The sequence below is a fragment of the Micromonospora sediminicola genome, assembly GCF_900089585.1.
Lineage (GTDB): Bacteria > Actinomycetota > Actinomycetes > Mycobacteriales > Micromonosporaceae > Micromonospora > Micromonospora sediminicola.
Map to the genome: position 1 here is coordinate 2,207,388 of NZ_FLRH01000003.1, position 18,485 is coordinate 2,225,872.

Annotated in this window: 13 protein-coding genes; 6 read left to right on the forward strand and 7 right to left on the reverse strand. The window is 75.6% G+C overall.

The window, feature by feature from the left end; genetic code table 11:
• Position 1: 1 nt before the first annotated feature.
• The gene (locus GA0070622_RS11010; RefSeq protein WP_091573212.1) at positions 2-1,759 is read right to left on the reverse strand and encodes a DEDD exonuclease domain-containing protein; all 1,758 of its coding nucleotides are present in this window, start codon (positions 1,757-1,759) and stop codon (positions 2-4) included.
• A gap of 127 nt (positions 1,760-1,886) precedes the next feature.
• Between GA0070622_RS11010 and GA0070622_RS11015 the strand changes: the two genes are divergently transcribed.
• The 4 genes from GA0070622_RS11015 to GA0070622_RS11030 all read left to right on the forward strand — a co-directional run bounded on the left by GA0070622_RS11015 (position 1,887) and on the right by GA0070622_RS11030 (position 6,731).
• Complete coding sequence (locus GA0070622_RS11015) at positions 1,887-3,287, forward strand: NYN domain-containing protein (RefSeq protein ID WP_091573213.1); 1,401 nt, start codon at positions 1,887-1,889, stop codon at positions 3,285-3,287.
• A gap of 179 nt (positions 3,288-3,466) precedes the next feature.
• The gene (locus tag GA0070622_RS11020; RefSeq protein ID WP_091573214.1) at positions 3,467-3,682 is read left to right on the forward strand and encodes a hypothetical protein; all 216 of its coding nucleotides are present in this window, start codon (positions 3,467-3,469) and stop codon (positions 3,680-3,682) included.
• A 668-nt stretch (positions 3,683-4,350) separates the two neighbouring features.
• Positions 4,351-5,610, forward strand: coding sequence for a M48 family metallopeptidase (locus tag GA0070622_RS11025; RefSeq protein WP_091573215.1), 1,260 nt, complete (start codon positions 4,351-4,353; stop codon positions 5,608-5,610).
• The gene (locus tag GA0070622_RS11030; RefSeq protein ID WP_091573216.1) at positions 5,607-6,731 is read left to right on the forward strand and encodes a glycosyltransferase family 4 protein; all 1,125 of its coding nucleotides are present in this window, start codon (positions 5,607-5,609) and stop codon (positions 6,729-6,731) included. Before GA0070622_RS11025 ends, GA0070622_RS11030 begins: the two co-directional genes overlap by 4 nt.
• Positions 6,732-7,132: 401 nt before the next feature.
• Here the strand turns inward: GA0070622_RS11030 and GA0070622_RS11035 are convergent, their stop codons facing one another.
• Positions 7,133-9,247 carry an MMPL family transporter gene (locus GA0070622_RS11035; RefSeq protein ID WP_245666180.1) on the reverse strand — a complete coding sequence of 705 codons (2,115 nt, stop codon included), beginning with the start codon at positions 9,245-9,247 and terminating at the stop codon, positions 7,133-7,135.
• A 163-nt stretch (positions 9,248-9,410) separates the two neighbouring features.
• On the opposite strand from GA0070622_RS11035, the gene GA0070622_RS11040 reads away from it, so the two are divergent.
• Together GA0070622_RS11040 and GA0070622_RS11045 are read left to right on the forward strand one after the other, a co-directional pair.
• Positions 9,411-10,703, forward strand: a complete 1,293-nt coding sequence (locus GA0070622_RS11040) for a sensor histidine kinase (protein WP_245666181.1) — start codon at positions 9,411-9,413, stop codon at positions 10,701-10,703.
• Complete coding sequence (locus GA0070622_RS11045) at positions 10,655-11,323, forward strand: response regulator (protein ID WP_091573219.1); 669 nt, start codon at positions 10,655-10,657, stop codon at positions 11,321-11,323. Before GA0070622_RS11040 ends, GA0070622_RS11045 begins: the two co-directional genes overlap by 49 nt.
• Before the next feature lie 89 nt (positions 11,324-11,412).
• On the opposite strand, the gene GA0070622_RS11050 is transcribed toward GA0070622_RS11045, so the two are convergent.
• The 5 genes from GA0070622_RS11050 to GA0070622_RS11070 all read right to left on the reverse strand — a co-directional run bounded on the left by GA0070622_RS11050 (position 11,413) and on the right by GA0070622_RS11070 (position 18,379).
• Positions 11,413-13,086, reverse strand: coding sequence for a putative bifunctional diguanylate cyclase/phosphodiesterase (locus GA0070622_RS11050; RefSeq protein WP_245666590.1), 1,674 nt, complete (start codon positions 13,084-13,086; stop codon positions 11,413-11,415).
• Between the two features lie 88 nt (positions 13,087-13,174).
• On the reverse strand, positions 13,175-13,987 hold the full coding sequence (locus tag GA0070622_RS11055) for an SAM-dependent methyltransferase (protein ID WP_091573220.1): 813 nt from the start codon (positions 13,985-13,987) through the stop codon (positions 13,175-13,177).
• A gap of 198 nt (positions 13,988-14,185) precedes the next feature.
• Positions 14,186-14,854 carry a response regulator transcription factor gene (locus GA0070622_RS11060; protein WP_007072219.1) on the reverse strand — a complete coding sequence of 223 codons (669 nt, stop codon included), beginning with the start codon at positions 14,852-14,854 and terminating at the stop codon, positions 14,186-14,188.
• Positions 14,855-14,861: 7 nt separating this feature from the next.
• A complete protein-coding gene (locus GA0070622_RS11065) occupies positions 14,862-16,556 on the reverse strand; it encodes a sensor histidine kinase (RefSeq protein ID WP_091573221.1) in 1,695 nt (564 codons plus the stop codon).
• A gap of 14 nt (positions 16,557-16,570) precedes the next feature.
• Complete coding sequence (locus GA0070622_RS11070) at positions 16,571-18,379, reverse strand: AMP-dependent synthetase/ligase (RefSeq protein WP_091577168.1); 1,809 nt, start codon at positions 18,377-18,379, stop codon at positions 16,571-16,573.
• Positions 18,380-18,485 lie beyond the last annotated feature (106 nt).

Genomic DNA, 18,485 nt, shown 5'->3' on the forward strand with positions numbered 1-18,485 from the left:
GTCATGAGCGTTCGGTCGAGAGTTGGTGGGACCCGCCGTTCTCCGCCTTCGCCAGCAGGTCACGGAACCGCCCCGCGCCGCCCACCGGGGAGGCCCATCCGTCGGTCGCCTCGACGAGCCGGGTCTCCGGTCGCTCCAACCAGGACAGGATCCGTTCGGTCTCCTCGGCGGTGGCCGCCGGCACCGGCCCGTGCCCGGGCAGCACCGTCTCGGCGGTGGCCCGGATCGCGGCGATCGTCGGTCGCGGGTGGACACCCGGCGGGGACACCCCGGCCCCGGCCAGCCGGCCGTGCCGGACCAGCGCCAGCTCCCAGCCGCCCCGGACGGCCGGTCGGGCGGCGGCCAGCTCGGCGATGCCGGTCAGCGCGGCCAGCCGCTGCATCCGGACCGCCGCGCGCAGCACCGCGACCAGCCGGCCCCGCGCCACCGCGGCCTCCTCGTAGCGCTGGGCCGCGGACAGCACCTCGATCCGGGCGAGCAGGGCCTCGACCACCACCCCGGGGTCGTCGCGCGTGGCGGTGCGGAACGGGGTGGCCGCGCGGTGCTCGTACTCCTCCGGGGTGATCCTGTGCTCGCAGGGCGCCGGGCAGCGACCCAGCTCGGCCAGCGCGCAGGCCGGCATGGTGGTGCGCCGGGAGAGCCGGTGGGTGCACTGGCGCAGCGGCACCGCGTCGTGGAAGCCGGCGGCGGCCAGCTCGGCCGCCTGCCGGGACCGGAACGGGCCGAGGTAGGCCGAGTCGGTGGGCGCGAGGTCGCGCACGATCGACAACCGGGGGTACGCCTCGTCGGTGAGCTTCAGCCACACCTGGCGCTCGGGATACTTCGACCGGCGATTGTACGGCGGCGCGTGCGCCGCGATCAGCCGTAGCTCGCGGACCTCCGCCTCCAGCGAGTGGGCGCACTCGACCGCCTCCACCCGCTCGGCGGCGGCCAGCATCTCGGAGATCCGGGCCCGCTTCTCCGCGGCGGTGAAGTAGCTGCGGACCCGGGTGGCGATGTCGCCGGAGGTGCCCACGTAGAGCGGCCGGTCGTCGGCGGCCCGGAAGATGTAGACCCCGGGGACCTTCGGCAGCCCCTCGGCCAGGTGCCGTTTGCGCCGCTGGGTGGGGGTGACCGCGCGGGCGAACTCGATCGCCTCGCCGACGGTGTCCACCCGGTGCCCGCCGAGGCGGCCGATCAGCCCGTGCAGCACGTCGACGGTGGCCTTGGCGTCGTCCAGGGCCCGGTGGGTGGGTTGGGTGGCGGTGCGGAAGTAGGCCGCGAGGGTGCCCAGCTTGCGGTTGGGCACCTCGTCGCGGGTGAGCACCCGCCGGGCCAGCGCGGCGGTGTCCAGCACCCGGGGGTTGGGCCACGCGTAGCCGTGCTTGGCGCAGGCGGCCTTGAGGAAGCCGACGTCGTAGGGGGCGTTGTGGGCGACCAGCACGGCGTCGGTGACGAACTCCAGGAAGCTCGGCAGCACCTGCTCGATCGGCGGGGCGGGCAGCAGCATCGCCTGGGTGATGCCGGTCAGCACGGTGATGAACGGCGGGATCGGCACCCCGGGGTTGACCAACGTGGCGAGCACGCCCAGCTCCTCGCCGCCACGGACCTTCACCGCGCCGATCTCGGTGATCCCCCCGCCGTCCGGCGCGCCGCCGGTGGTCTCCAGGTCGACCACCACGAAGGTGGTCGCGTAGAGCGGCAACGCGGGGTCGACCCCGCTGCCCGCCGCCCGGTCCAGACCGGCCAACGCCTCCTGGACGTACTCCGCTCGCGTCACCCGCCGGACGGTAACGGCACGGTCCGACACTCCGGTCACTCCGGCCCCTTCCGTTACCACGGGGGTACGATGAGAGATCGGCTCACTCACCGGGCGGTGGGCCCGTTCGGGGTGGGAGACTTGCCACATGCCCCTCACCGAGCCGCACGACGACCGCACCTCCCCGGAGGAGCCGGTGGTCGGTGCGCCCGGAGCCGGTGAGGAACCGTCGACCACGGTCGAGCCCGAGCCCACTCTCCCCGAGCCGGTCCGCCAGCGGATCGTCACGCTGACCGCCGCCGTGCTGCCCGGCCTGCCCGCCGACGAGGTGCCGGTGCCGCTGCGCCGGGTCGCCAAGTTCGCCCCGAACCGCCGGGCCCGGCTCGGCGCCCCGGCGATCGCCGCCCAGCTCACCGCCGACCCGCTGTTCCGGCAGCGGGTCACCGCCCGGGTGCTGGCCGACGCCGGCGACCTCGGCGCGGCCGTGGTGGAGGGCACCGCGCCGGCCGCGGCCGACCCGGTCGAGGTGGCCGCCCTGGCCTACCTGGCCCGACCAAGGGGTTGGCGGGAACTCATCGACGCCAGCGGCGAGGCGGTACGCGCCGAGGCGGACAGCGCGGTCGTGGCCGAGCTGGTGCGGGAGGCCGAACAGCGGGCCACCCGGGCCGAGCACGACCGGGCGGTGGCCCGGGTCGAGGCCGAGAAGCTCCGCGACGAGCTGGCCCGGGTCCGGGAGGAGCTGGGCCAGCTCCGCGAGGAGGCGCGCCAGTTGGCCCGTACCCTGCGGGAGACCCAGGCCCGGGAGCGCAAGGCCACCGAACTGCTGGCCACCGAGCGCGGCCGGGCGGCCCGCGCGGCGGCCGACGCGGACGCCGAGCTGCGCCGCGCCCGGGCCCGGCTGGCCGAGGCGGAGGCCGCCGCCGGCGTGGCCCGGGCCAGCGCCAAGGAGGCCCGCTCCGTCGACGACGCCCGGTTGTGGCTGCTGCTGGAGACGATCGGTCAGGCCGCGGTCGGGCTGCGCCGGGAGCTGGCGCTCGACCCGGTCGACACGCTGCCGGCCGACTTCGTCGCCGACGCGTTCGCCGACCAGCCGGGAGCCGCGCCGGCCGGCGCCGCGACCCGGGCCCGCGACACGGACGACCCGGCCCGCCTCGACCAGCTCCTCGCCCTGCCCCGGGCACACCTGGTGGTGGACGGCTACAACGTCACCAAACGCGGCTTCGGCGAGATGTCGCTGGAGCAGCAGCGCAAGCGGCTGATCACCGGCCTGGGCGGGATCGCCGCGCAGACCGGGGACGAGGTCACCGTCGTCTTCGACGGGGCCGAGCGGATCCACGGCCTGCCCCCGGCGCCGCGCGGCGTACGCGTGCTCTTCTCCCGCAAGGGGGAGACCGCCGACGAGCTGATCCGGCGGCTGGTCCGCGCCGAGCCGGCCGGCCGCCCGGTGGTGGTGGTCTCCTCGGACCGGGAGGTCGCCGACGGGGTCCGCCGCCACGGCGCGTACCCGCTCGGGGCCGACTCCCTGCTGCGCCGCCTCGCCCGCTCCTGACCCCACTCGGCGGCGGCGTTCCGATCGCGCCACTTCGGCGTACTGGTGGCCGGATGATCGTTTTCGAGGTGGGTGCTGCCTCGTTGTCCGGTTCTGTCATACCCGAGGCATAGCCTTTCGGTGACCGACGGTGGTGGTCCCTTCCCCGACCGCCACCGGCGACCCGTCAGGAGGCGTTGATGCTCATCGACTGCGACACCTGCGGCATCCGTGGCGCCGGCTGCTCCGGCTGTCTGGTGACCGCGCTGCTCGACCCCGACTCGCCGGCGGCCGACCTGGGCCCCGCCGAGCACCGGGCGATCGAGGTGTTCGCCCGGGCCGGCTTCGACGTGCAGGTGCTGCCGTCCGCGCCGGCCCCGGCGCCCCGCCGCTCCGCCCGCCGCCGCGTCGCCTGACCACCGCCTGCCTCCGGGTGGCCCGACCCCCGCGCCCGGACTCTCCCCGTCCATCGGTCCGGCTCGCTGAGTCCGTCGCGTTCCAGGCCGGCCGGGCGGGCACTCCGGGTTGAGCCCGTGACGGCCGGCCCTCAGGCCGACTCCGTCGGCCTCCCGGGTCTGTCGACTGGCTGTCCCCTCCGGCATGATTCCGAGCCCGATTCCCGTGGGCGTGTCGCGCCCGCCAGACGGATGCATCAGGAGCGATATGACTCCTGGTCATAAATATGACTCAGAGGCATATCGCTCTCGGGCCCTGCCTTCCGCCGCCCGCGCATGCGACCCGCCCACGCCTGCCCCCCACGACGCGGCGTGGAGCGCCCGTCGCCCGAGCGTCTGTCGTCCGGAAACTGCTGCCGCGCCGGTGGCTCGGGCGCCTGTCGCCCGCTGCCGTGCCACCGCCGTCAGCCGCTGCCCGCTGCCACGCCAGGGCCAGGGCCGACGCGGGGAGCGGGGCGACGTGCGCCCGCGCCGGCGCGGGCCCGGGGCGGGTGTGACCGGGCGGGGCGGGCGGCGGCGGTGTGCGGTCGGGCACCGGAGCGGATCCGCTCGGATCGGGCAATAGGATGGGCGGTCACGGTGGAGGGGAGCGGCATGACGCGGACGGGTCGCGACGGCGGGGTGGGCTGGTGACCCCGCGCGGTTGGGCGGTGCTGAGCCTGGCCGGGCTGGCGGTCGCGCTGGTCGTGGCCGTCGTGCTGCTGGTGCCGTGGGGCCGGCCGCCGGCTCCCCGGGCGGACCAGCTCGCCGCGTTGCGGTCGCTCCCGGTCGACCAGGTCGCCCGGGGTCGGGCGTTCCACGACGCGTTGCGTCCGGCCGGCTGGTCGGCGCTCGCGGTCGGGCTGGTGGTGGCGCTGCTGCTCGGACTCACCCCGCTGGGTGGGCGCCTGGTCGAGCTGGCCGGCCGGCCCTTCGGCGGCCACTGGGTCGCGCAGGCCGTGCTCGGCGGGCTGGCCGTCATGTTCCTCGCCGACCTGCTCACGCTGCCCTTCTCGGCCTGGCGTCGCACCGTGCTGGTCCGCTACGGGCTGAGCACCCAGGGCTGGGGCGGCTGGGCGGTCGACCTGCTCAAGTCGTACGCGGTCAGCGCGGTCATCGGGGCGCTGGTGCTGCTCGGCTTCTACACGGTGGTGCGGCTCGCCCCCCGCTGGTGGTGGGCGTTCGGCGCGGCCGGCGCCGCCGCCCTGGTGGTCGTGCTGTCGTTCGTGCTGCCGGTGCTGGTCGAGCCGGTCTTCAACCGGTTCACCCCGATGGAGCCGGGCCCGCTGCGTACGGAGTTGACCAGCATGGCGGCCCGGGACGGGGTCCCGGTGCGCGACGTGCTGGTCGCCGACGCCTCCCGACGGACCCGGGCGGTCAACGCCTACGTCTCCGGGCTCGGACCGACCCGGCGGGTCGTGGTCTACGACACCCTGCTGCGCGAGGCCGAGCCGGCGGAGGTGACCAGCGTGGTCGCGCACGAGCTGGGGCACGCGAAGGACCGGGACGTCTGGACCGGCACCGTGCTCGGCGCGCTCGGCGCCGCCGCCGCGGTGGTGGCCCTCTACCTGGTCGGCTCGTGGACGCCGCTGTTGCGGCTGGCGGGCGTCGACTCCATCGCCCAGCCCCGCGCGTTCCCGCTGCTGATCGCGTTGGTCACGGTGGCCGGTCTGCTCGCCACCCCGGTGCAGGCGCTGGTCTCCCGTCGGGTGGAGGCCCGCGCCGACGCGCACGCGCTGGCGCTCACCGGCGACCCGACGACGTTCGAGGCGATGCAGCGTCGCCTGGCCGGGGTCAACCTGTCCGACCCCGACCCGCCGCGCTGGGAGTACCTGTGGTCGGCGTCCCACCCGTCCACCGTGGAGCGGATGGCCGCCGCCCGCGCCTACGCCAGGGAGACCGGCCGATGAGCCGCACCTTGCTGATCACCAACGACTTTCCGCCCCGCCCCGGCGGCATCCAGTCCTTCGTGCACAACCTGGCCGTACGCCAGCCCGCCGGGTCGGTGGTGGTCTACGCGTCGAGCTGGCGCGGCGCGGAGAAGTTCGACGCCGACCAGCCGTTCGAGGTGGTCCGTGAACGCACCAAGGTGCTGCTGCCCACCCCGCTGGTGGCGCGGCGGGCGGCCCGGCTGGCCCGGGCGTACGACTGCGACACGGTGTGGTTCGGCGCGGCGGCCCCGCTGGGGCTGCTGGCGTCCGGGCTGCGTCGGCGGGCCGGGATCCGCCGGGCGGTGGCGCTGACCCACGGGCACGAGGTCGGCTGGGCCGCGCTGCCCGGCGCCCGCGCCGCGCTGCGCCGCATCGGCCGGGGCATGGACGTGACCACCTACCTCGGCGAGTACACCCGGGTCCGGCTGGCCCGGGCGCTGGACGGGCTCACCGAGCTGCGCCGGCTCGCGCCCGGCGTGGATGTGGACACCTACCACCCGGGCGTGGACGGCGGGCAGGTCCGGCTGCGGCTGGGGCTCGCCGACCGGCCGGTGGTGGTGTGCGTGTCGCGGCTGGTGCCGCGCAAGGGGCAGGACATGCTGATCCGGGCGTTGCCCGAGATCCGCCGGCGGGTGCCGGACGCCGCGCTGCTGGTCGTCGGCGGCGGGCCCTACCGGGCGACGTTGGAGAAGCTGGCCCGACAGGTCGGGGTGGAGCGGGACGTGGTCTTCACCGGCTCGGTGCCCACCGCCGAGCTGCCCGCGCACTACGCGGCCGGTGACGTCTACGCGATGCCCTGCCGCACCCGCAACCGGGGACTGGACGTGGAGGGCCTCGGCATCGTCTACCTGGAGGCGAGCGCGACCGGGCTGCCGGTGGTGGCCGGTGACTCCGGCGGCGCGCCGGACGCCGTCCGCGACGGGGAGACCGGGTACGTGGTCCGGGGCCGGGACGTGGCCCAACTCGCCGACCGGGTGTCCGCCCTGCTCGCCGACCGCGACCTGGCGCAACAGTTCGGCGCTGCCGGACGCGCCTGGGTGGAGCGGGAGTGGCGCTGGGAGACCCAGGCCGAGCGGATGGCCGCCCTGCTCGCCGGCTGACCCCTCACGCGCCCGCCCCGCCCGCCCCGCCCGAGCGCCCGCCCCCGAGCGCGCCGCCCGCCCCGCCCGAGCGCCCGCCCCCGAGCGCGCCGCCCGCCCCGCCCGAGCGCCCGCCCCCGAGCGCGCCGCCCGCCCCGCCCGAGCGCCCGCCCCCGAGCGCGCCGCCCGCCCCGCCCGAGCGCCCGCCCCCGAGCGCGCCGCCCGCCCGCCCCGAGCGCGCCGCCCGCCCCGCCCGAGCGCCCGCCCCCGAGCGCGCCGCCCGCCCCGCCCGAGCGCCCGCCCCCGAGCGCGCCGCCCGCCCGCCCCCGAGCGCGCCGCCCGCCCGCCCCCGAGCGCGCCGCCCGCGGGGCGGGCCGGGCGGGCGGTGCTCCGGGCGGGCGGCGCGGGTCCGGTGGTGACGCTCAGACCCGCAGCGCGGCCCGCTCGGCCGCGGGCGACGGCGCCGTGGCCACCGGCCGACGGGACAGCCGCCCCGGCCACCAGGTACGCGCGCCCAGGTCCAGGGTCAGCGCCGGGATCAGCAGGCTGCGCACCAGGAGCGTGTCGAGCAGGATGCCGACCGCCACGATCACCCCCATCTGCACCGACGGCACCAGCGGCAGCACCAGCAGGGCGCCGAAGGTGGCCGCCAGCACCACCCCGGCGCTGGTGATCACACCGCCGGTGACGGTGAGCGCCCGCAGCGTCCCGGGCCGGTGCCCGATCGACGCGGTTTCCTCCCGCGCGCGGGTCATCAGGAAGATCGTGTAGTCGACGCCGAGGGCGACCAGGAACAGGAACGCCTGCAGCGGCACCCCGACGAACAGCCGTGGGTGGCCCATCAGGTCCAGCAGCAGCCCGGCCGCGCCCATCGCCGCCGCGTACGACAGCACCACGCTCGCCATCAGCAGCAGCGGCGCGACCAGCGCGCGCAGCAGGAGCACCAGGATCACCAGGACGACGGCGAGCACCAGCGGGATGACCACCCGGTTGTCCCGGTCCACCGTGCGCCGCTCGTCGAGCAGCGTGGCGGTGCGCCCCCCGACCAGCGCCTGCGCGTCGGGCACCGCGTGCACCTCGGTCCGCAGCCGGCTCACGGTGTCCCGGGCCGGGGCGCTGTCCGGAGCGGCGGCGAGCACCGCGGTGACGCGTACCCATCGGCCGTCGGCGGACCGCTGCGGGCCGCCCACCTCCGCGACGCCCGGCACCGCGCGGACCGCGTCCACCACCCGGTCGGCCGCGCCGGCGGCGGCCAGCACCTCGACCGGCGCGGTCGACCCGCCCGGGTAGTGGGCGGCGACCAGCCGCTGGCCGGTGACCGAGCCGACCTCGGTGGTGAAGGACTCGTCGTCGGGCAGGCCGAGGGCGAGGTTGCCGATCCCGAGGGTCAGCGCGACCAGGGCCGCGGCGGTGCCCACCCAGACCAGGCGCGGCCGGCGACCGACCAGGCCGGCGACCCGCCGCCACACCCCGTGGTCGGCGGTGCGGTCCCGCTCGTCCGCGCCGGGGGTGTGGCGCGGCACGAACGGCCAGAACAGCCACCGGCCGCACAGGACGAGCACCGCCGGCAGCAACGTGGTCATCGCCAGCAGCGCGGCCACGATGCCGACCGCGCCGACCGGGCCCAGGCCGCGGGTGGCGGGCAGGTCCGCCGCGACGAGGCAGAGCAGGCCGAGCGCGACGGTCGCCGCGGAGGCGCAGACCGCACCGTACGACCGACGCAGCGCGACCGCCATCGCGGCGTGCCGGTCGGCGTGCCGGCGCAGCTCCTCCCGGTAGCGGGCGATGAGCAGCAGGGCGTAGTCCACGCCGACGCCGAAGACCAGCACGGTGAGGATGGTCTGGCTCTGGAAGTCCACGGCCAGACCGGCGTGCCGGGCCAACAGGTAGACGGTGGCGCCGGCGAGCTGGTTGGCGACGCCCACCGCGAGCAGCGGCACCAGCCACAGCACCGGGCTGCGGTAGGTGACCAGCAGGAGCAGGGCGACGGTGACGGCGGTGGCCAGCAGCAACGCGCCGTCCATCCCGTCGAACGCGTCCCAGATGTCGCTCTCGGCGGCCGCGTCGCCGGTCAGCGCGGTCCGCAGCCCCGGCACGCCCTCGGCGAGGCGGTCCTTCATGGCGCTCACCGCGTCGGCGCGCCGCCGCTCGTCGGCGGTGACCGGCAGCGAGAACAGCAGCGCCCGGCCGTCCGCGCTCGGCACCGGAGGGGAGACCACGCCGCCGTCGGCGTACCCGGCGAAGGCCGTCCGGTCGGCGTCGACCCGGGCCCGGTCGGCGGCGGTGAGGCCGGTGTCGCGGACGTAGACGGCGACGGCCAGCTGCCGGCGGGACTCGGGGAAGGCGGCCTCGGCCCGCTGCGCGGCGCGGCTGCTCTCGACGCGGGGCGGCAACGCGCCGAGCGTCGAGTTGTCCTGCGTCTCGCCCAGCTTCAGCGCGAGCGGCCCGGCGACCGCGAGCAGCACCAGCCAGAGCACGAGGACGGCGTACTTGCCGCGGCGGCCGGCGGGCAGCCCGGCCATTCGGTGCGGGGACATCGGGTTTCCTCTCACTCGTGCCCGACGCGGATTGCGGGCCCTGTCTGCGATCCTTCGGCTCGGCGGCCCGCCGGTCAGGGGTGCCGCCCCGACTCCACGGGTGGTGCCAGCACCACCGGATCCGCGGCGGTGGTGCCGGAGAATGAGGTCCGTGGACGCATCGGTGCGCGTACTGCTTCGGACCTGGCTGCGGCCCGGCGCGGTGACCGCCGCCCAGGGGCTGCTGATCGCGCTGCTGTCGCTGACCACGCACGTGGCCCTGTTCGTGCTGTCGCTGGCCGCGCTGGTGCTGATCCCGGCGTTCGGCGTCGGCTTCGCCCTCTTCCCGGTGGTCACCGCCGGGGTACGGGTCTGCGCCGGGCTGCACCGCCGGCTGGCCGGGTGGGGCGGCGTCGGGATGGCCACGCCGTACCTGCCGGCGCCGGCCGGCGCGCAGTTCGGCACGTGGCGGCGGTTCCGCTGGGTGGTGGCCGACCCGGCGACCTGGCGGGACCTGGCCTGGCTGCTGCCCGGCGCGGTCACCGGCGCGGTGTGCCTGGCCGCGTTCGCCCTCCCGCTGTACGGCCTGGAGGGGATGGTCGGCGTCCCGCTGGTGCTGCACACCTTCGACGTCTGGTACGGCTACGGCCCGTTCTGGCCGGTCGACAACCTGGTGGAGGCGCTGCTCTGCTTCCCGCTCGGCGCGTTGCTGCTGGCCGTCGGCGTGGCGGCCGGTCGCTGGCTGGTCTGGCTGCACGTGACGTTCGCCGGGTTCTTCCTGCCGCCGACGCGCAGCGCCGAGCTGGCCCTGCGGGTGCGGCAGTTGACCGCCACCCGGGCCGAGACGGTGGACGCGCAGGCCGCCGAGCTGCGTCGGATCGAACGGGACCTGCACGACGGCGCGCAGGCCCGGCTGGTCGCGCTGAGCATGAGCATCGGCCTGGCCGAGCAACTGGTGCGGGACGACCCGGAGGCGGTCCGTCGGCTGCTCGCCGAGGCCCGGGAGACCAGCGGGCAGGCGCTGGCCGAGCTGCGCGGGCTGGTGCGCGGCATCCACCCGCCGGTGCTCGCCGAGCGGGGCCTGCCCGGCGCGGTACGGGCGCTGGCGCTGGCCGTGCCGCTGCCGGTGGACGTCACCGTCGAGCTGCCCGGCCGGCCGGCGGCCCCGGTCGAGTCGGCCGCGTACTTCGCGGTGGCCGAGGCGCTGGCGAACGTGGGCAAGCACAGCGGGGCGACCCGCGCCTGGGTGGAGCTGCGGCACGCCGGCGGACGGCTGTCGGTGGTGGTCGGTGACGACGGCCGGGGCGGCGCGGAGGCGGCGGCGGGCGGCGGGTTGGCCGGGACGGGGCGTCGGCTGGCCGCGTTCGATGGGACGATGACGGTGACCAGTCCGGTGGGTGGGCCCACCGTCATCAGCATGGAGCTGCCGTGCGAGTTGTCATCGCCGAGGACCTCGCCCTCCTCCGGGACGGGCTGACCCGGATCCTGGAGGCGTTCGGCTGCCAGGTGGTGGCGGCCGTCGACAACGGACCGTCGGTGCTGCCGGCGCTGACCGCGCACCGGCCGGACGTCGCGGTCATCGACGTCCGGTTGCCGCCGACGTTCACCGACGAGGGGTTGCAGGCGGCGGTGCGGGCCCGCGCCGAGCTGCCCGGGCTGCCGGTGCTGGTGCTGTCCCAGCACGTCGAGCAGCTCTACGCCCGGGAGCTGCTCGCCGACCGGCGCGGCGGGGTCGGCTACCTGCTCAAGGACCGGGTGTCGCACGTGGACCAGTTCGTCGACGCGGTGCGCCGGGTCGCCGCCGGCGGCACCGTGATGGACCCGGAGGTGGTCGCGCAGCTGCTGGCCCGCCGAGCCGGCGCGGAGCCGCTCGACGAGCTGACCCCGCGGGAGCGGGAGGTGCTCGGCCTGATGGCCGAGGGCCGGTCGAACGCGGCCGTCGCCGCCCGGCTGTTCGTCACCGAGAAGGCCGTCGACAAGCACATCAACAGCATCTTCAGCAAGCTGCGGATGCCGCCGTCCGGCGACGACAACCGGCGGGTGCTGGCCGTCCTGGCCTACCTGGACGGGGCGGACACCCGACGCCTCCCGAGCTGACCGCGCCGCGGCGTGGCGTGGGGCCCCGCACCCTCACGTGTTAAGCGGGGGCCCCTCCTATACCGCAGGCGTCAAGAGGGGGCCCTTCCTTACGCGGCGGGCGCGTGGGTGAGGTGCTGCACGGCCGGTCCCGGGCGGCCGAAGTGCCAGCCCTGCCCGGCGTCGCAGCCGATCGCGCGCAGGCGGTCCGCCTGGTGCGCCGTCTCCACCCCCTCGGCGGTGACGGTGAGGCCGAGCGCGTGCGCCAGCGAGACCAGCGAGCCGAGGATCCGCTCGTCGGTACGGCCACCCGGGTCACCGGCCGGGGCCCGCAGGCCGGTCACGAACTCACCGGCCACCTTCAGCTCGTCGACCGGCAGGTCCCGCAGGTACGCGAGGTTGCAGTAGCCGGTGCCGAAGTCGTCGATCGCCACCCGGACACCGAGGTCGCCCAGCACCCGCAGCGCCCGCACCGGCTCGACCACCGTGCTCATCATGGTGCTCTCGGTGATCTCCAGTTGCAGCCGTTCCGGCGCCAGGCCGGTGCGGCCGAGCACGCCCCGCACCTCCGGCACCAGATCGGCCCGGTGCAGTTGGCGGACGGCCAGGTTGACGCTGACGAACGGGGCGGCGCCGTCGATCGCCGGCCAGGTGCCCGCCTCGCGGCACGCCTCGGCCAGCACCCAGCTGCCGAGCCGGACGATCAGGCCGGTCTCCTCGGCCAGCGGGATGAAGCTGTCCGGCCGGAGCACACCCAGCTCCGGGTGGCGCCAGCGCACCAGCGCCTCCATGCCGAGCACCCGGCCGTCGCGCAGCGACGTGAGCGGCTGGTAGTCGAGGTAGAACTCGCCCCGGTCCAGCGCGGCGGGGATCGCCGCGGAGAGCGCGTACCGGGCCAGCTCGCGGCGGTTGCGGTCGGCGTCGAACAGCGACCAGCGCGCCCCGCCGGCGGCCTTGGCCCAGTGCAGCGTGCTGTCCGCCGCGCGCATCAGCTCCATCGGGGAGGTGCCGGCCACGGGCCGCTCCACGATGCCGATGCTGGCCGACACGGTCAGCTCGTGCCCGTCGACCAGCGCCGGCTCCCGCACCGCGGCCAGCGCCGCCTCGGCCACCTTGACCGCGTCGTCGGTGCCGGCGGTGCGTTCCACCAGGACGACGAACTCGTCGCCGCCCAGGCGGGCCACCAGGTGCTCGCCGAGTGCCCGGCGCAGCCGCTGGGCCACCGCCACCAGCAACGAGTCGCCGACCTGGTGGCCGAGCGAGTCGTTGACCACCTTGAAGCGGTCCAGGTCGAGGAAGCAGACGCCGACCCGGTCGGCGCCCCGGCCCGGGGTGTCGATCGCGGCGGTCAGCCGCTCGGTGAACAGCGTCCGGTTGGGCAGGTCGGTCAGCGGGTCGTGGGTGGCCTGGTGCCGGAACCGGGCCTCGCTGTCGCGCAGCGCCCGTTCGGCGTGGGCCCGGGCCATCATCGCGGCCCGGCGGATCGACTCCTGCTCGTCGAGCGTACGGTCGCGCAGCGCGCGGGCGTACCCGGTGGCGACGGTGGCGAGCAGCCGGGCCATCCGGTCCTCGACGTCGTCGACGACCAGGTCGAGGTCGCGGACCAGGCGCAGCTGGATCACCTCGACGGTGCGGCCCAACCCCTCGGCGGAGGCGATGTGCGACTGCACCAGCTCCGCGCCCACCTGCTGCCCGATCCGCAGGTCGAACGGGTCGGCCCGCAGCGCCTGGGCGAGCCGCTCGGTGAGCCGCTGGAGCACCTCCTCCAGCTGCGCCTGGGTCATCGGCAGGTAGCTGGTGCCGGAGACCGCCTTGGCCCAGGCCCGGGCGAAGACGCTGGGACGGTGGCGGGCGGCGGTCACGGCCAGGTCGTCAGCCACCGAGCCGCCCGACCCCGCCCATGAAGACCGCCCGCTCGGCGTTCTCCGCCTGGTCGGGGGCGTCCGGACGCCACTGCGGCACCCACACCACGCCCGGGTCGACCAGCTCGAAGCCGTCGAAGAGCGCGGTCAGCTCGGCCCGGCCGCGGATGAACAGCTGGCTGTCGGTGCGCCGGTAGACCCGCTCGGCCTCGGCCCGCTCGCCGGTGCCGTCCCGGCCGTCGTCGCTGGCCTGGGAGAGCACCAGGTGGCTGCCGGGGGCCAGCGCCGCGCGCAGCGTCCGCAGGATCTCCTCCGGGCGGTCGGCGTCGGGGACGAAGTGCAGCACCGCCACGATCATCACCGCGACCGGCTGGGAGAAGTCGAGCAGCCGGTTGACGTCCGGGTGGCCCAGGATCGCCTCCGGGTCGCGCAGGTCCTCGCGTACCACCGCGGCCCGCTCGTTGCCGGCCAGGATCTCCTGGCTGTGCGCCACCGCGACCGGGTCCACGTCGACGTAGACCACCCGCGACTCCGGGTCGATCCGCTGGGCGATCTCGTGCACGTTGCCCACGGTCGGGATGCCGGAGCCGATGTCCAGGAACTGGCGCACGCCGGCGTCGGCGAGGTAGTGCACCGCCCGGCGCAGGAACGCCCGGTTGGCCTGGGCCATCAGCGGGGCCTCCGGCACCGCCTCCACCATCGCCCGGGCGGCGGCCCGGTCGGCCGCGAAGTTGTGCGAGCCGCCGAGGTAGTAGTCGTACATGCGGGCCACGCTGGGGCGCTCGATGTCGATGGTCTCGGGTGCCCAGTCCGGCCGCTGCATGTCCCTGCCCCTTGGGTGTCGGCGACGCGCGGCCGTCACCGCCGCGCGGATCACCCGGGTATTCTGCCTGCCCGCCGTCGTGCTGCAAAGACCGCCGTCGCTACGCGTCCGGCCCTTCACCGTACGCGGTCAGGCGCGCCCGGAATGCCGGAGAGGCCCGCGTCCGGCGTGCGGACTCAGGCCTCTCCGGCGACGGCGTCAGAACTTCGGCGCGTCCGGGGCCTCCAGCAGCCCCAGCCGCAGCGCGGTCATCAGCGCCTGGGCGCGGTTGGCCGCGCCCAGCTTCTCGTAGAGCTTGGAGATGTGGGTCTTGGCGGTCGACTCGCTGACGAAGAGCTGCTTGGCGATGCCGGCCACGCTCATGCCGTCGGCGAGCAGGCGCAGCACCTGGCCCTCGCGCGGGGACAGCTGCGGGCCGGACGGGGCGAGCCGGCGCTTCATCGCCTCGGCCAGGTCGGCCGCGGTGAACGCGCTGGGGGAGGAGGCGGCGTGCCGGGCGGCGGCCACCACCTCGTCGGCCGGCGCGGTCTTCGGCACGAACGCGCTGGCACCCGCCTCCAGGGCACCGAAGAGCTGGTCGTCGCCGGCGTACATGGTGAGCACGACGATGCCCATCGACGCGCTGGACTTGCGCAGCGCGCGGGTCGCCTCCAGGCCGCTGCCGTCGGGCAGCCGCAGGTCCATGATCACCACGTCCGGCTGGAGCGCGCCGGCCTGGCGCACACCCTCCGCGGCCGTGGCGGCCTCGCCCACGACCTCGAACTGCCGGTCCCTCTCGAAGGCGTGCCGCAGACCCTTGCGGATCAGGTCGTGATCGTCGACAAGGAGAACCTTGGTACGGGTGGCCGGTGTCGGGCTAGTGGTCATCCTCGGGTTACTCCCCTTCTGCTGCTGCGGCGCTGCCGCGCACCTTATCGCGCCGGGGCGACGAGCCGAGTACCACCGCCACGGTCGTGCCGCTGGGTTGCCGCGGCCTGATCTCCAACCGGCCTCGGATACGTTCCGCCCTCTCCGCCATGATCGCAAGACCATAGTGCCCCTCGGGGCGCTGGTCACCGATGCCGTGACCGTCATCCGACACTTCGATTCGGGCGTACGGGGGATCCACCTCACACGTGACCCAGAGGTTCGACGCGCCGGCGTGCTTGCGGGCGTTGGTCACCGCCTCCTGCGCGATGCGCAGCAACTCGGCCTCGGTGGCGGCCGGCAGCCGGGCGGTGGACTCGTCCAGCGACAGGTTCACCCGCAGGCCGCCGGCCGCGCCGACGGTGCGCGCGTACTCGGCGATGGCCGCGGCCAGGCCGCCGTGCCGGTCCACCTCGCTGCGCAGCTCGAACAGGCTGAGCCGCAGCTCGGTGATCACCCGGGTGACCTCGTGGCGCAGCGTGCGCAGCGACTCGGCGGTCTCCTCGGCGTCGTCGTGCACGGTGGCCAGGGCGTTGTCGATGCCGTAGCCGACCATGACCAGCTCCTGGGCGACCCCGTCGTGGATCTCCCGGGCCAGTCGCTGCCGCTCCTCGTTGGTGGCCAGCGAGCGCACCTCGTCGAAGAGCAGGGCGGCCTCCAGCCGCAGCGCGGCCGGGCCGGTCAGCGCGGTCACCCGGGACACCACCGGCGGCGGGTACGCGGCGGCGGTGTCCGCCTCGACCACCACCAGGCCGACCGTGCGCACGCCGGCGACCAGCGGCACGATCAGCGCGGAGACCTCGCCGGAGCGCCGGGACCGGGCCTGCGAGCGGGCCGAGACGGTCGGCTGCTGGCTGGCCCAGGCGTCGGCGATGGCCGAGTCGGCGTCGAGCGTCGTCTCCCAGTCGACCCGGTCCGCGCCGATCTGGGCGAGCACGACCAGCCGGCCGCCGCCGCTGGCGGAGAGCACCGCGCCGCGGTCGGTCTTCGCCACCACCCGCAGCTCCTCCAGCAGGTGCTCGGAGATGCCGCCCGGGTCCAGGGTGGCGCCGGGCAGCTGACGGGCGACCGTCCGCAGCTGGGTGAGCAGGCGGGTGGCCTCCGCGTACGGCTGGGGCTTGCCGGCGTTGCGGACCCGGATCACACGTTGCAGGGTGCCGGCGGTGTAGAGGCCGAGGCCGGCCAGGATCAGCCACTGGGCGCAGACCGCGAGGTAGCCGAGCTGGCCGAGCTGCGGCTCGCCGCCCACCTCGGTGAACGCGGCGCTGGCCAGCAGCGTGGCCGCCGCCACGGCGAGCAGCGCGGCGCCCTCGCGGAACCGGCGGCGCAGCGCGGTGACGGTGACCGGCACGGCGAGGTAGGGCAGCACGGCCGAGGCGCCCAGCCCGCCGGTGACGCCGGTGAGCTGGGTGTCGGCGGCGACCTGGCTGGCGGCCAGGCCGAGCACCACGACCTCGGCGAAGCGGCTGATCGGGGCGAGCAGCCGGTGCTGCGGCGCCAGCACGGCGGGCAGGCCGGCGACGCCGAGCAGGGCTATCCACCAGAGCTGGCTGGCGTCGCGGGTGGCGAACAGGGTCAGGGCGGCGACCAGCGCGAGGAGGACCGCGCGGGCCGCGACCGCGAGGGGCTGCGTCTGCGGCTGGCCGGATGTGGAGGCGGGCACCTGACGGATGGTAGTCAGCGCTGGTAGATCTCCGCGATCTCCGTGGCGTACGTCTTGTGCACAACCTGTCGCTTGACCTTCAGCGAGGGGGTCAGCTCGCCGGTCGTCTCGGTGAAGTCCTGGGGCAGGATCCGGAACACCTTGATCGCCTCGGCCTTGGAGACGGACAGGTTGGCCTGGTCGACCGCGCTCTGCACCTCGGCCCGCAACGCCTCGTCCTCGCGCAGCTCGGCCGCGGTGGTGGTCTCCGGGCGCCCGTGCGCGGCCAGCCACTTCGGCAGCGCCTCCTCGTCGATGGTGACCAGCGCCGAGATGAACGGCTGCCGGTCGCCGACGACCACGCACTGGCTGACCAGCGGATGCGCCCGGACCTGGTCCTCCAGCACCGCCGGGGCGACGTTCTTGCCGCCCGCGGTCACGATGATCTCCTTCTTGCGGCCGGTGATGCTCAGGTAGCCGTCCTCGTCGAGCTGGCCCAGGTCGCCGGTGCGGAACCAGCCGTCGGTGGTCAGCGCCTCGGCGGTGGCCGCCTCGTTGTGCCAGTAACCCTGGAAGACGATGTCGCCGGAGATCAGGATCTCGCCGTCGTCGTCGATCCGGATGGTCACGCCGGGCAGCGGTCGGCCGACCGTGCCGATCCGGGTGCCGGTGGGCAGGTTGGCGGCGGCGGCCGGCGAGGTCTCGGTGAGGCCGTACCCCTCGCAGATGGTCACCCCGACGCCGCGGAAGAAGTGCCCGAGCCGGGCGCCGAGCGGCGCACCACCGGAGATGGCGTCGCGGCAGCGGCCACCCATGGCGGCGCGCAGCTTGCCGTAGACCAGCTTGTCGAACAGGGTGTGCTGGGCCCGTAGCGCCAGGCCCGGGCCGCCCGGGGTCTCCAGCGCCTCGCTCCAGGCGATGGCGACCTTCTCCGCCCGGTCGAAGATCTTGCCCTTGCCGTCGGCCTCGGCCTTCTGCCGCGCGCCGTTGTAGACCTTCTCGAAGACCCGGGGTACGGAGAGCACGAACGTCGGCTTGAACTCCTGCAGCTCGCCGACCAGGTCCTTGGTGTCGGCGCAGTGCGCCATGGTGGCCCGGGCCTGCACCACGCCGACCTGGATCAGCCGGGCGAACGCGTGCGCGAGCGGCAGGAAGAGCAGGGTGGAGGCGCCCTGGCGGAACAGGTTGGGCAGCACCGGCACCGCGTTGGCGATGTCGGCGTAGATGTTGCGGTGGGTCAGCACGCAGCCCTTCGGCCGGCCGGTGGTGCCGCTGGTGTAGATGATCGTGGCGACGTCGTCGGCCTTGAGCATCGACCGGCGGACCTCGATCTCGGCCGGGTCCACCGAGGCGCCGGCCGCGACCAGGTCGTCGACCGCGCCCAGCTCGATCTGCCAGACCTCGCGCAGCTCGGGCAGCCGGTCCCGGACGCCGGCGACCAGGGTGGCGTGCGCGGTGCTCTCCACCACCACGGCCACGGCGCCGGAGTCGCCGAGGATCCAGGCGGCCTGCTCGGCGCTGGAGGTCTCGTAGATCGGCACGGTGACCGCGCCGGCGGCCCAGATGGCGTAGTCGAACAGCGTCCACTCGTAGCGGGTGCGGCTCATCAGGGCGACCCGGTCGCCGGGGGAGACGCCGGCCGCGACCAGGCCCCGGGCCACCGCGACCACCTCGTCGCGGAACTGCCGGCAGGTCACCTCGGACCGGGACGCGGTCCCCGCGTCACCGATCTGGCGGACGAACTGCACGGTGTCCGGGGCGACCTCGGCGTTTTCCCAGACCGGGTCGGTCAGGTTGGCCGCGTCGCCGACGGTGACGATCGGCGGAACGGAGAACTCGCGCACCTGCACTCCCTCGTGCTCGCACCGGCGGGGGCCGGCCTGGTCGGCTAGTCGAAACCTACCCGCCCGCCCCGGTGGGTCGGCCAGGGAGGTTGCCCGCCCGGCTGGT

Bases quoted from the DNA above. Each gene is read 5' to 3' on its own strand.
- GA0070622_RS11015 (WP_091573213.1), top strand. From the start codon at position 1,887: ATGCCCCTCACCGAGCCGCACGACGACCGCACCTCCCCGGAGGAGCCG.
- GA0070622_RS11020 (WP_091573214.1), top strand. From the start codon at position 3,467: ATGCTCATCGACTGCGACACCTGCGGCATCCGTGGCGCCGGCTGCTCC.
- GA0070622_RS11030 (WP_091573216.1), top strand. From the start codon at position 5,607: ATGAGCCGCACCTTGCTGATCACCAACGACTTTCCGCCCCGCCCCGGC.
- GA0070622_RS11035 (WP_245666180.1), bottom strand. From the start codon at position 9,247: ATGTCCCCGCACCGAATGGCCGGGCTGCCCGCCGGCCGCCGCGGCAAG.
- GA0070622_RS11050 (WP_245666590.1), bottom strand. From the start codon at position 13,086: ATGACCCAGGCGCAGCTGGAGGAGGTGCTCCAGCGGCTCACCGAGCGG.
- GA0070622_RS11055 (WP_091573220.1), bottom strand. From the start codon at position 13,987: ATGCAGCGGCCGGACTGGGCACCCGAGACCATCGACATCGAGCGCCCC.
- GA0070622_RS11060 (WP_007072219.1), bottom strand. From the start codon at position 14,854: ATGACCACTAGCCCGACACCGGCCACCCGTACCAAGGTTCTCCTTGTC.